The organism is Delftia tsuruhatensis (assembly GCF_903815225.1).
GTDB classification, from domain to species: domain Bacteria; phylum Pseudomonadota; class Gammaproteobacteria; order Burkholderiales; family Burkholderiaceae_C; genus Comamonas; species Comamonas tsuruhatensis_A.
Map to the genome: position 1 here is coordinate 2,330,685 of NZ_LR813084.1, position 12,890 is coordinate 2,343,574.

Annotated in this window: 11 protein-coding genes and 1 riboswitch; of the genes, 9 read left to right on the top strand and 2 right to left on the bottom strand. The window is 67.4% G+C overall.

Annotated elements, in window-relative coordinates; genetic code table 11:
* The first annotated feature begins 6 nt into the window (after positions 1–6).
* The 8 genes from L1Z78_RS10610 to L1Z78_RS10645 all read left to right on the top strand — a co-directional run bounded on the left by L1Z78_RS10610 (position 7) and on the right by L1Z78_RS10645 (position 7,904).
* Entirely contained in the window at positions 7–618 is a 612-nt protein-coding gene (locus L1Z78_RS10610) for a TetR/AcrR family transcriptional regulator (RefSeq protein WP_234641451.1), read from the top strand.
* A complete protein-coding gene (locus L1Z78_RS10615) occupies positions 615–1,682 on the top strand; it encodes a DUF418 domain-containing protein (protein WP_234641452.1) in 1,068 nt (355 codons plus the stop codon). Before L1Z78_RS10610 ends, L1Z78_RS10615 begins: the two co-directional genes overlap by 4 nt.
* A gap of 57 nt (positions 1,683–1,739) precedes the next feature.
* Positions 1,740–1,831, top strand: a riboswitch (TPP riboswitch).
* A 74-nt stretch (positions 1,832–1,905) separates the two neighbouring features.
* Complete coding sequence (locus L1Z78_RS10620) at positions 1,906–3,024, top strand: long-chain fatty acid--CoA ligase (protein WP_234641453.1); 1,119 nt, start codon at positions 1,906–1,908, stop codon at positions 3,022–3,024.
* Positions 3,021–4,499: an acyl-CoA reductase gene (locus L1Z78_RS10625; RefSeq protein ID WP_234641454.1), complete on the top strand. Its 1,479-nt coding sequence runs from the start codon at positions 3,021–3,023 to the stop codon at positions 4,497–4,499. The genes L1Z78_RS10620 and L1Z78_RS10625 overlap by 4 nt, the downstream gene beginning before the upstream one ends.
* Positions 4,500–4,503: 4 nt before the next feature.
* Positions 4,504–5,250 carry an ABC transporter ATP-binding protein gene (locus tag L1Z78_RS10630; RefSeq protein WP_234641455.1) on the top strand — a complete coding sequence of 249 codons (747 nt, stop codon included), beginning with the start codon at positions 4,504–4,506 and terminating at the stop codon, positions 5,248–5,250.
* A 23-nt stretch (positions 5,251–5,273) separates the two neighbouring features.
* The gene (locus tag L1Z78_RS10635; RefSeq protein WP_418921708.1) at positions 5,274–6,032 is read left to right on the top strand and encodes an ABC transporter permease; all 759 of its coding nucleotides are present in this window, start codon (positions 5,274–5,276) and stop codon (positions 6,030–6,032) included.
* Between the two features lie 59 nt (positions 6,033–6,091).
* Positions 6,092–7,105: an ABC transporter substrate-binding protein gene (locus L1Z78_RS10640; RefSeq protein WP_234641457.1), complete on the top strand. Its 1,014-nt coding sequence runs from the start codon at positions 6,092–6,094 to the stop codon at positions 7,103–7,105.
* A 1-nt stretch (position 7,106) separates the two neighbouring features.
* Entirely contained in the window at positions 7,107–7,904 is a 798-nt protein-coding gene (locus L1Z78_RS10645; protein ID WP_234641458.1) for an SDR family oxidoreductase, read from the top strand.
* Positions 7,905–7,938: 34 nt separating this feature from the next.
* Here L1Z78_RS10645 and L1Z78_RS10650 read toward each other — a convergent pair whose 3' ends face one another.
* Positions 7,939–9,768, bottom strand: a complete 1,830-nt coding sequence (locus L1Z78_RS10650; protein WP_234641459.1) for a methyl-accepting chemotaxis protein — start codon at positions 9,766–9,768, stop codon at positions 7,939–7,941.
* A gap of 69 nt (positions 9,769–9,837) precedes the next feature.
* Entirely contained in the window at positions 9,838–11,031 is a 1,194-nt protein-coding gene (locus L1Z78_RS10655) for a helix-turn-helix domain-containing protein (RefSeq protein WP_234641460.1), read from the bottom strand.
* Between the two features lie 1,359 nt (positions 11,032–12,390).
* Between L1Z78_RS10655 and L1Z78_RS10660 the strand changes: the two genes are divergently transcribed.
* Positions 12,391–12,768 (top strand): hypothetical protein, encoded by a 378-nt coding sequence (locus L1Z78_RS10660; RefSeq protein ID WP_234641461.1) that lies wholly within the window; start codon positions 12,391–12,393, stop codon positions 12,766–12,768.
* Positions 12,769–12,890: the final 122 nt, after the last annotated feature.

The window sequence follows — 12,890 nt, forward strand, 5'->3', positions numbered from 1 at the left end:
CGGGGCATGAAGAAGAAGGAAGACATCATCGAACGGCGTGCCGCCATCGTGCAGGCGGCGCTCCAGTGCTTCGTGGACAGGGGCTTTCACTGCACCAGCATGCGCGACATCGCGCAGGCGGCGTCGGTGAGCCTGGGCAACCTGTACAACCATTTCCTCAACAAGGAGGCGCTGATCGCCGAGGTCGCCACGCAGGAGCAGTCCGAACTGCGGCCCCTGCTGGAGGCGCTGGAGCAGGCCGATGCGCCGTCCCTGGAAGGCGTGGCGCGGTTCCTGTCCGCCTGCCAGGCACTGTGCCGGCAACGGGAGTGGGCCGTGCTCAGCGCCGAATGCCTGGCCGAGATCGCCCGCACGCCCGCGCTGGCGCCGGCCTTCGAGGCCAACCGCAGGCGCATGCTCGACGCGCTGGCCGGCTTCATCGAGCGTGGTGTGGGGCGGGGCTGCTTCAAGCCCCCCGTTGCGGCGCGCCTGGTCGCACAACTGCTGCTCGATGCGGTCGAGAGCGATGCCTTGCGCGTCGCGCTGGCCGTGACCCCGCCAGCGGACGCCGCATCCCAGCCGGCCGTGGATGTGCTGGACCCCGCCTTGCTGCGCTGCCTGCTGGGAGTGGCGGCATGATCCACGGCGCCAAAGGCATCGCCGGTCACAAAAGCCGTTCCCGCCTGGCGGGGCTGGACCTGGCGCGCTACTTCGCGCTGGCCGGGATGGTGTTCGTCAATTTCAGGCAGGCCATGCATCCGGCATCGGAGGCGCCGGGCTGGCTGCTGGCGCTGTTCCATTTCCTGGAAGGCAAGGCCTCGGCCACCTTCGTGGTGCTGGCGGGCCTGGGCCTGGTGCTGGCCACGCGCTCGCAGGAGCGAGCCACGGCGCGCATCTGGACGCTGCGCCGCGCGCTGTTCCTGCTGGTGGCGGGGGGGCTGAACCTGCTGATCTTCCCGGCCGACATCATCCATTACTACGCGGTCTACTTCGTGCTGGCCATCGCCTGGCTGCAGACCGGACCCCGTGCGCTGCTGGCCGGCATCCTGGGCGTGGCCCTGGCCTCCACATGGGCTTTGCTGCACCTGGACTACAGCCAGGGCTGGGACTGGGCCTCCCTGTCCTACGAGGGGCTGTGGGAGCCCGCAGGCTTTGCGCGCAACCTGCTGTTCAACGGATTCCACCCCGTGCTGCCGTGGTTCGCCTTCTTCCTGTACGGCATGCTGCTGGCACGCCTGCCGCTGGCAAAGGCGTCGGTGCAAGGGGCACTGGTGGCCGCAGGCGCAGCCATGTCGGGACTGGCCTGCGCCCTGGCGTGGCTGGGGGGCGATGGTCCATGGGCGCCCTGGCTGGCCACCAGCCCCATGCCACCGGGGCCTGCCTACCTGCTGATGGGCCTGGGCTGCGCCAGCATCGCCATCGGTGCCTGCCTGCGGCTGGCCGAGCGCTGGCCCGAGGGCCCGTGGCGCGGCCTGCTGCCTGCGGGGCGCATGACGCTCACCCTCTACCTGGCCCATATCCTCATCGGCATGGGCATCCTGGAGGCCATGGGCGCGCTGGACGGCACGCGCGGCCTTGGCGATGTGGCATGGGCCGCCACGCTGTACCTGCTCATGGCCACCGTGGCCGCATGGGCCTGGGGCCGCAAGGTGGCCCAGGGCCCGGTGGAGTGGGTGATGCGGCGGCTGACGGCAGTGGGTTAGCCCCTGGCAGGGGGCATGCCTTCGGCCTGCGCCTTTGGCGGCCCTGCGGTAAGATAGCCCTCCGCTCCGGGGTGCACGCCAGTGCTGAGATCCACACCCGAGAACTTGAACCGGGTCATTCCGGCGGAAGAAGAGCTTGCACCCCCGCATGGCCTGCCATGGGCCAGGAGCCATGGGCGGGGGAGCCTTCGGAGCATCACGTCCCAGCTCTCGAAGGAATTCCATGGACAAGGCCCGGCCCCAGGCGGCTTCTCTGGTCGCAGACCTGCTCGCATTCATCGCCATGGATGGCTGCACCGACGAGCAGTTCGATGCACTTGCGCTGCGGCTGTTCGCCCACCAGTACGAATTCAATGCACCGTTTCGCAGCTTCTGCCAGCGGCGGGGCGCCACGCTGCGCAATGTGAAGACCTGGAGCGACATCCCGGCCGTCCCCATCGACGCCTTCAAGGCCATGGAGCTGCGCAGCGAGCCGGCCTCGCCCACGGAGCGCGTGTTCATGACCAGCGGTACCACGGGCCAGGCCAAGGGCATGTCTGCGCGCGGACGGCATTTCCATCCCGCGCTCGATGTCTATGACCTGTCCATGAAGCGCCACTTCGCGCAGCGCTTCATGGCAGGACAGGAGCGCATGCCCATGGGCATCCTCTTTCCGGACGAGCAGGCCATGCCCCACTCCTCGCTGGCCCACTACCTGGCGCTGGCCAGGTCGGAATTCGGCACCGAGGACAGCCGCTACTTCCTGACCCCCGAGGGCCTGGACATGGCGGGCCTGTGCGCCGTGCTGGAGGCGTCCGAGCGCAGCGGCCGGCCCCATGCGCTGCTGGGTGCCAGCTTCAGCCTGGTACATGTGATGGACGCCTTGCGCGCGCAGGGACGCAGTTTCCGGCTGCCGGCAGGCAGCCGCATCCTGGACACGGGTGGCTACAAGGGACAGTCGCGCGAACTGCCGCTGGAGGATTTCTATGCCGGCCTGACGCAGTTGCTGGGCGTGCCGCGCAGCCACTGCATCAACATGTACGGCATGACCGAGCTGAGCACGCAGTTCTATGACGACGGCAATGCCACGCTGCCCTCGGTCAAGTCGGGGCCGCACTGGATACGCTCGCGCCTGGTCGAGCCCGTCACGGGCCGTAGCGTGGCGCCCGGCGAGCGCGGCATCCTCGTGCACTGCGATCTGGCCAACTACAACGCGGTCACCACCATCCTCACGGAAGACGTGGGCCTGTGGGCAGGCCATGGCCAAGCGGGTGGCTTCCTGTTGTTGGGCCGTGCCGAGGGCGCGGCCGCCAAGGGCTGCTCGCTGGCGGTCGAGGAATTCGTGAAAGCCGCCGCCGCATGAGGGTGGAACGGATCACGGCCGGCTACCTGCCCGAACTGCCTGGTCTACGCGAGGCCGAGCTGCAGTGGCAGGTGCTGCCCTTCGAGCGCGATGGCGTGCGGCTGGAAGTGGCCGTGCCCGTGCTGACGGGCCCGCAGATGCAGGCGCTCGCCGACCGGGTTCGCCAGGCGGCCGACCGCCACTTGAGGTGCATGCCGGTGGCCGAGATCATCGGGGCCATCGACCGTGCCATCGCCCGCCTGCTGGACAGGCATGACCCCTGGCGCCGCCAGGCCGACGCCTGGCTGCCCGTGGTTACCGGCTATGACGCGGACATGGTGCGGCTGGGGTTGACGGGCTTTTTCAAGACGTTCCGCGCGCCGCAGCTGCGGCGTTTCGTGGCCGAGGACTTCGCCAACCCGGCCGTGCTCGACGGCTTTGAGCCCGCGCCCAAGGGCGGCGCGGTGCGCGCCTTCGGACCTGACCTGCTGGTGCACAGCTGGGCCGGCAATGTGCCCGCGCTGTCGCTGTGGAGCCTGGTCTGCGGCCTGCTGGTCAAGGCGCCGGCCATTGGCAAGCTGGCCAGCGCCGAGCCCTTGTTCGCGGGCTGGTTCGCGCGGCTGCTGGCCGAGGTCCATCCGCCGCTGGCCGATTGCCTGGCCGTGGTGTGGTGGAGCGGCGCGGGCGGCGAGACGGGGCAGGGCGCCGAGGGCGCGGCCGCGCTCTACGCCCGTGCCGATACGGTGCTGGCCTATGGAGGCAACCAGACGCTGGATGCGCTGCGGCGGCGCCTGCCCGTGACCACGCGCTTCTTGCCCCATGGCCACAAGCTGGGCTTCGGCATGGTCGGGGCGGCGGCGCTGGACACTCTCAAGGCACCGGCCGTTGCGCGGCTGGCGGCCTGGGATGTGATGCGCTATGACCAGCAGGGCTGCTACTCACCCCATGTCTTCTATGTGGAGCGTGGCGGACCTGTGCCGCCGCGCGCCTTTGCCGACCATCTGGCCGCCGAGCTGGCCAACCTGCAGCGGCGCTTTGCACGCCGGCCCCTGTTGCTGGAGGAAGGCACGGCCGTGGCCCGCTGGCAGCAGTCCGTGGAATGGGCGGGCGACGGGCAGCAGTTGCTGGGGCCGGTGGAGGCTCCCTGGAGCGTGGCCTACAGCGACAGCCTGCAGCCGCTGGCGCCCACGGCCCTGTACCGGACCATCGCCGTGGTGGGGGTGGACCGGCTGGACGATGCTGTCCCCGTGGTCGCCGCGCAGCGCGAATACCTTCAGACGGCCGGCCTTGCCGCCACACCCGAGGAGCTGTACCGGCTGGCCGGCCTGCTGGGGGCGGCCGGCGTCACGCGCATCAGTGCCATCGGCGCGATGAGCATGCCCGAGGCGGGCTGGCACCATGACGGGCGCTTCAACCTCCTGGATCTGGTGCGCATGACCGAGATCGAGCCATCGGCCGAGGCCTCGGCCCAGCCCTTTGCCCCCTATTCGGATTGAGGCGATGGCGTTCCTCGAGATCGAACAGGTGGTGTTCACCTATCCGGGGCGGCCGCCCGTCGTGGACGGTGTGGACTGGCATGTGCAGGCCGGCGAAGTCCACTGCCTGCTGGGCCGCAGCGGCTGCGGCAAGACCACCTTGCTCAAGCTGGCGGCGGGGCTGCTCAGGCCGCGGTCGGGCCGCATCCTGCTGCGCGGCCGCGAGCTGGCGGAACCCGGCCCGCAACTGGGCTTCATGTTCCAGGCCCCCACGCTGCTGGAGTGGCACACGGCGCTGGCCAATGTGCTGCTGCCCGTGTCGCTGCAGCGTCGGCCCACGTCGCAGGACGAGCAGCGCGCGCTGGCGCTGCTGGAGCAGTTGGGCCTGGCCTCGCACGCGCACCACCATCCGCGCCAGCTCTCGGGCGGCCAGCAAAGCCGTGTGGCGCTGGCGCGCGCGCTGATCCTGGAGCCGCCGCTGCTGCTGCTGGACGAGCCCTTCGCCGCGCTCGATGCCATCACGCGCGCCGAGCTGCAGGACGACCTGCTGCGCACCTGCCGCGAGCGGGGCACCACGGTGCTCTTCGTCACCCACGACATCAACGAGGCCGTCTACCTGGGCGATCAGATCGCCCTCATGCACGGCGGGCGCATCGTGGACGGCGTGGCCGTGCAGCTGCCCGCGCCGCGCAGCCAGGCCATGCGCCACGGCCCGGCCTTCAACGAATACTGCGCCCGCGTGCGCGCCTGCATGGACAGGGCGGCCACATGAGCGCATCGCTGTGGACGCCCCGCATGCGCGAGCGCCTGCTGGCCGCCGTGCTGGCGCTGCTCCTGGTGGGCCTTTGGGAGCTGCTGGTGCGGCGCTGGGGCCTGTCCGCCCTGGTGCTGCCCGCGCCCTCCGCCGTGGCGGTGTCGCTGTGGACGGGCCTGGCCTCCGGCTATTTCTGGCCCCACATCGCCGCCACCTTGCAGGCGCTGCTGCTGGGTCTGGCGGCCGGCAGCCTGGTCGGCCTGCTGGCGGGCATGGCGCTGGCCGAATCCGAATTCCTGGAGCGCGTGCTCAGGCCCTATGTGGTGGTCAGCCAGGTGGTGCCCAAGCTGGCGCTGGCGCCGCTGTTCGTGCTGTGGTTCGGCTTCGGCATGCTGCCCACGGTGCTGATCACCGCGCTGATCTGCTTTTTCCCGCTGATGGAGAACACGCTGACCGGCCTGCGCCAGGTCGATGCCCAGCGGCTGCAGCTGTTTCGCATGCTGGGTGCCACGCGGCTGCAGACGCTGCTGCACCTGAAGCTGCCCACGGGGCTGCCGGCCATTCTCGCGGGCCTGCGCGTGGCCGTGGTCCTGGCCCTGGTCGGCGCCGTGGTGGCCGAGTTCATGGGCGCCAGCCGGGGCCTGGGCGCCGTGGTCATCGCCGCCCAGGGCATGATGGACACCACCCTCATGTTCGCGGCCCTGGTGCTCATCGCCGCCATGGGACTGCTGTTGTACCAGGCCTGCCTGCTGCTGGAGCGCAGGCTTTTGCGTCCCCACAACGGCTCCCATACCTTCTGATCTCCACGGTCCATGCCATGCCTGCGGGCGCGCTGGCCGAACCCTTGCTCCTCACCGCCATGAACACATCGCACACAGCCTCCTTCCTCTCTCGCCGCGGCCTGCTGGGCGCCACGGCGGGCCTTGCCGGCCTGGCGCTGGCCGGCACTTCCACGGCCGCACCCGCCCAGGGCAAGATCCGCCTGGCCGGCTGGAGCAAGCCCATCAGCGAGATCACCAACATCCTGGCCGAGCCCGACAAGGGTTTCTTCAAGGCCCAGGGCGTGGAGCTGGCCTACCTGCCGGGCGCGGGCGGCGGCGACGCCATCCGCAACATGCTCAGCGGCCAGGCCGACGTGGCCTTCACCGACCCCGGCTCCTTCTTCATGGCGCTGGACAAGGGCGAGAAGCTGGTCGCCATCTACGACATCTACCCGCAGAACGTGTTCAACGTGGTCTCGCTCAAGTCCTCTGGCATTCGCAAGCCGGCCGACCTCAAGGGCAAGAAGATCGGCGTGTACAGCCTGGCCAGCGGCACGCGCCAGAACCTGCTGGTGATGCTGCACCAGGTGGGGCTGAAGGAGTCGGACGTGAGCATCGTCGTCACCGGCCTGCTCAACTTCGCACCGCTGATGCAGGGCCAGGTCGATGCCACGGCCGCCACCGACACCGGCCTGGCCGTGGGCCTGCGCAAGGGCATGGGCGAGGTGGACGTGATGCAGGTGCGCGACCACCTGAACATCTCCAGCGACATGTTCGTGGTGCGCGAGGACACGCTGCGCGAGAAGAAGGACCTGCTCAAGGCCTTCCTGCGCGGTTACCGCGACAGCGCGGCCTGGATGATCGCCCACCCCGAGGAAGCGGCCACGCTGGCCGGCAGGCACGCCATCGATGGCACGCAGCGTGACATCAACCTGGACGTGATCCGCCTGCGCAATGCGTCCTCGCAGCCGGTGCAGGCAGGCAAGCCCCTGGGCAGCTTCGATCTCGCGGCCCTGCAAAAGGGCGCCGACGCCTACCGCGCGCTGGGCATGGTGCAAAGGCAGATCAAGGTGTCGGACGTGGTCGATACCACGCTGCTGCCGGGGGCCTGACATGGCGCAGCCGTCTTCACTGGGCCTGCGGGGCAAGGTCGTCCTGGTCACGGGGGCCAGCCGTGGCATAGGCGCGGCCATCGCCGTGGCCTTTGCGCGCGAAGGCGCCGCGGTGGCGATCAACCACCTGTCCAACGACGCGGCGGCCGCCCGGACCGTCGCTGCCTGCCAGGCGGCCGGCAAGGCGATGGGCGGAGACGCCTGGGCCGCCAAGGCCGACGTGGGCTCGCGGCCTGCCGTGCAGGAGATGGCGCATGCCATCGCCCGTGAGGCCGGGGGCATCGACATCGTGGTCAACAACGCCTTCAGACCCTATGCCTTCGATCCCGAGCGGCGCAGCCGTTTCGACGATCTGGACTGGAGCGACTACCAGGCCCAGTTCGACGGTGCCGTGGGCACGGCCTTCAATGTCTGTGCTGCGGTTCTGCCGCAGATGCGCCAGCGTGCGCGCGGCAGCATCGTCAACATTGCAAGCAACCTGGTGGAGCACCCCGTCGTGCCCTATCACGACTACACCACGGCCAAGGCCTCGCTGGTGGCCTTCAGCCGCAACCTGGCCGGCGAGCTGGGCCCCGTGGGCATCCGCGTCAACTGCGTGGCCCCGGGCCTGGTCCATCCCACCCAGGGTACGCAGGACACGCGGGAATCGTTCCGCGAATCGCTGATGGCGGCCACGCCGCTGCGGCGCCTGGCACGGCCCGAGGACGTGGCCGGGCCGGTGCTGTTCCTGGCCTCGGAGCTGAGCGGCTTCATGACGGGACAGGTGCTGTTCGTCGATGGCGGGCTGGTGATGCGCTGAGCCCCCGTCGCCCCCGTAGGAGGGCGGGCGTCGCCTAGAACTGCTCCCATTCGTCGGTCACCTCGACGGTGGTGGTCCGGCGCGATGCCTTGCTCCTGTCGGCCAGCGCGACAGGCGCTTTCTTGCTGGAGGATGCAGCGCTGGAGGGTGCGCAAGGCGTGGCCATGACCATGGTTTTGGCCGCGCCGGCCGCAGGGCTTGCCGGCCTGGCGGGCTTCGCGGCGGCAGGCGCCAGGGCGGGCGCCGGAACGGCCTGCGGCGCGACGGGTGCCAGGGCCGGTGCCGGCGGCCGGGACTGGGCTGCCTCCAGGCGGAACACGCTGACCAGTTGCACCAGCTGCGCGGCCTGCCGGTTGAGGCTGTCGGCCGCGGCAGCGGACTCCTCCACCAGCGAGGCGTTCTGCTGCGTCACCTGGTCGAGCTGCTGCACCGCGTCGCTGACCTGGGTCACGCCCTGGGACTGTTCCTGCGTGGCGGCGCCGATGTCAGAGATCAGTCCGGCCACGCGGCGCGTCTGCGAGACGATGTCGCTCATGGTCGAGCCCGCCTCGGCCACCTGCCGGGAGCCCGCCGCCACCTTGCCCACACTTTCGTTGATCAGACCCTTGATCTCCTTGGCCGCGTTGGCGCAGCGCCGGGCCAGCGAGCGCACCTCGGCCGCCACCACGGCGAAGCCTTTGCCCTGTTCGCCCGCGCGCGCGGCCTCCACGGCGGCATTGAGCGCGAGGATGTTGGTCTGGAAGGCGATGGCATCGATCACGCCGATGATTTCCTCGATCTTGCGCGAGCTGTGCGTGATGTCCTGCATGGTGCTGACCACGCCATGCACCACCTCGCCGCCGTGCACGGCCGTGGTGCTGGCCGACTGGGCCAGGTCCGAGGCGCTGCGCACCGTCTCCACGTTCTGGCTGATGGTGGCACTCATCTGCTCCATGGAGGCGGCCGTTTCCTCCAGGTTGGCGGCCTGCTCTTCCGTGCGTGCGCTCAGGTCGGTGTTGCCCGCCGCGATCTGGCTGGCGCCCGTGGCGATGGATTCGCTGCTGTGGCGCACCTGGCTGACGATGCCGGCCAGGCTGGCGCGCATGGCGTCCAGGCTGGCCAGCAGGCTGGTGGTATCGCCGCGGCGCAGTCGCACGGCCACGGCCAGATTGCCCTTGGCGACTTCCTGCGTCACCTGGGCGGCATAGGCGGGCTCGCCCCCCAGCAGGCCCTTGATGCAGCGCGTGATGGCCCAGCCCACCAGCGCACCCAGCACCAGCGAGGCCAGCGCCAGGGATAGCATCAGCCGCCCGGCGGCCAGCGATTTCTCCTCGGTGGCCTGGGCCGTTTCCGTGGCCCGCTGCTGCTGGTGGACCAGCATCTCGCTGATGGCGGTGAAGAAGGCATCCTGGCTCTGGCGGAATTGCCCATTGCTGCCCAGCATGGCGGAGACGCTGGGCAGGTCATGGCGCGCAGCCGCCGCCATGAACTGGTCCAGCAGCGGCAGATAGGCCTGGCGTGCCTCTTTCATGCGCTCATACAGCGCAATGCCCTGGGGGGTGCTCAGGCCTTCGCGGAACTGCTCCATCAACTGGCCGATCTTCTGGCGCTGCGCATCCAGCGAGGCCCTGGCCAGATCCTTTTCCGCCGGATCTTCCATCAGCGCCATGCTGCGCACGCCACGGAAGATGAACTCCACCGAGCCCTTGATCTCCACCAGTCGCAGCAGGCTCGTGAACCGTGTGTCCGCCAGGTAGGAGACATCATCCGAAGCCTCGATCAGCCGGGCCCGGCCATACAGCGCAATCGACAGTGCGATGACGATGAGGATCGAGAATCCCATCCCCAGCATGGAGCCCGTCTTCATGTTCTTGAGGTATTTCATGCATCTTCCTTTGTATATTCAAGATGGCCCTGACCCAGGCCGCAGCCATGGATCACGGAAATTGAAGGCTTACGCTGACCGGTGGTGTCTAATCCAGAGAGATGGCGGTACTCCGTAATGGCCGGAAAAATCCCTGGAAAATGCCGACAGTGATGAATAGCCAAGCCGCGAGGAAATCTGTCCTATGCTCTGGTCTGTCGTCAGTAGCGATTCGGCGGCCAGATGGATGCGGCTTTGCCTTATATATTCACCAATGCTGCACGAGCGGCTGTTGCGGAAAGAGACTTCCAGAGTGCGGCGGCTGACACGGCAATGGTCCGCAATGGCCTGGACCCGCAGTTTCTTGTCCAGGTTGTCTTCAATGTATTGAAGGGCACGCCTGACATAGGCGGGCTCCAGATCATGCAGCCGGGGGTCATCCAAGGCCGTGCATCTCGATTTCTCCAGATACGGGCTGATGGCCATGCTCTTGAGCCGCATGATGTTCAGGGCCTTCAGCGTGGACAGCGCGCCGGCGAAGTCGCCCTGGGTTTCCTGCAGGTGGTACTCATAGACCAGCGCGTTGCGGTGCAGCCCCTCGAGCTGGTAGGTCCGGGCGGTGGACTTGGCCAGCATGGCGGCCTGCAGCGCCAGCGCATGCTGGCGCTTGCTGCAGTGCACCAGCGCGCAGCTGAGCCAGGCCCAGCCGGCCACGGGCGGATTCCTGGCCTGGTGGCGGATGCCTATCCGTTCGATCGCGCGTACCACGGCGGCGGCCTCGCGCCGGCCGGACTCCAGCCCCTCCAGCGACAGCCGCAGCAGCTCGCTGTAAGGCCAGGCGATGCCTGGCGGCAACTGGCGACCCACCCTGTCCAGCAAGGCGTACAGGCTGGCGCTGTCGGGGGCGGCGCCACCAGGCCGGACCAGGCCTGAATCGGGCGGCGGACCGCACCACAGGTCCTGGTGGTTCCGGTAGAGAAAGACCTTCCACAGGACCTGGGCCCTGACCCAGGCCACGAGGGCGGGCAGCCAGGAGCCGTCGCCCGGTGCCATTTGCGCCAACTCCTGCTCCTTGCCCTCGATGAGCTGGAGCGCGGTATCGAGTTCACCGAGCCGGCTGTGCGCCAGTGCCCGCACATAGAGGGCACGGGCCAGGGCCTCGGGTGGCAGCAGCGCAGGGTTGGCCATCGCGACCGTGGCCAGGGAGATCGCATTGCGTTCCTCGCCTAGCTGGCAGTGGATGAAGGCCGCTGCAATGTGGCAGGACACCACGCGGTCCGACATGCGGTGCCGCTCGAAAATGGCCTGCGCTTCGTGCAGGCACCGAAGAACCAGCGATGGGTAAATGGGAGGTTCAGGCCATTTGCAGGCCAGCAGCAATTGCTCGGCCCTGCTGATCTTGCTGCATCCGGAATCATGATCAAGATGATGCTCGGATATTATTCTCCATAATCTGGATGCGCTCTCATCTAGGTGGCCGTGGATGTTTTGCGTCAAAAGATCGATTGGGTAAGATAGGGATGAAAAAATCAATGACCAGGTGTGATTGATGCATTTTTGCGATGAATTGGCCGACGAGAAGGTGCAGGCCAATCTCCTGGGGAAACACTGATTGACTGCAAGAATCTTACAGGCTGCCTAAACAATTGTTTACATTTGAATTCTATTTTTCTTGGCAGATCACGCAGGTGGTTGGCGTTTTGCGAAGCTTTCGCGTGAGCATTGCCTGATTTTTCTGATTGGAAATCCCTTCGTCTGATGCGGGATGTTCCATCCGAATGCATGTGGTGCTCTGGCGCGTGGTGAAGTGGCACCTGCTGAGCGGGGTTGGGCAAGCTCTGCCAGCCTCGCGCGCCTTGGATGCCATGGTCTGCCAACGCCAACGCCAACGCCAACGCCGGTTCTGCCCATGGTCACCTGGCCGGATGGCAGCCGGAATGTCGCAATCCCCTGTGCCACCGGACGGGCGGGTCCCGGGTGGAGCCCGCTCGACAAGCCGGTGATGGATTGGCCGGATTGCAATGGATCCAGGTCATTCCACGCCTTGCGGGCCCCGTCAGACAATGTTGGATGCTCGCCTTTGGCAAGGCCGGTCAGAAATGGAAATGCATTGCAGGAGGAATGGATCCGGAATCCGGCATGCCTGTCTCTTTTGGATGTCTCTTTCAGACCAGTCCTATGGACGCAGGGTGAAATTCGATGTTATGCTGCGGCACAAAAAATTACCGATGAAACTGTTTGTATGAATTCCGGGGCCTCGTGGTACCTGGATGCAGTGCTTTGGAAGGCCTTTGTGCGCCAATCATGAATCGCAAGAAACCGTGCATGCCGGGAGGGAGGGCAGCACGGTGTCGCCACGCAGCGGCAGCCAGACAAAGAGGCTGTGAGTGGCTTCCTTCGGTGTTTTCCTGATGCCGTGGCTCACGGGATGTGTGGCCATGGGCGCTCTTTTCGGCAGTCGTCGGAAATCCTATTGAAAGATGGCCTGGCCATTGATTGGCGAGCTAACGAATAACCATGGCATCGAGGGAGGAGAGGATGAAAGGGACCGGCAGGCGCTTTGCGGCCAAATTCGTGTGTGCAATGCTGTGGAGTGGATTGGGCAGACGCCTGCCTGTGGCATTGGCTGTTCTGGCGTGTGCCATGCCATTGGCGTCGCCAGCACAGACGCATCGCAATGAGGCCGTCGGCACAGACTCCGATCGCTGGCGCTGGGCAACGGTGGACCAGGATGAATTGCGTGTGGTCGCGCTGGATGAGAGACGACAGCAGGTGGTCGTCAAGCTGGGGCAGGGCGAACTGACGCCACTGCGGCGCGGTGGCCGGATTCCCCATCTATCCGTGTCACTGGAGGCCGTCTCCGGCAGGATGGCCGTGTTCCAGCCCTTGAATCTGCCCGGGAGGGAGGCCGTCGAGCGCATAGAGATCACGGCGTCCCATGGCCGGCAGGTGACCAGAAAAGTCCAATCGATGGCCCCTGCCCAATCGACAGCCAGCGGGTGGACGGTCGCAGCGCCATGATGTGTGCGAGGGTGAAGGGTATGCTCTGCGGCCTTTGCGAAGGCGCAGGCCGGACGACTCTTTCGGAAAGCCCAGGCATCGTGGCAAGGACGTGGCATGGCCCGTGGACGGTGCAACGGCTG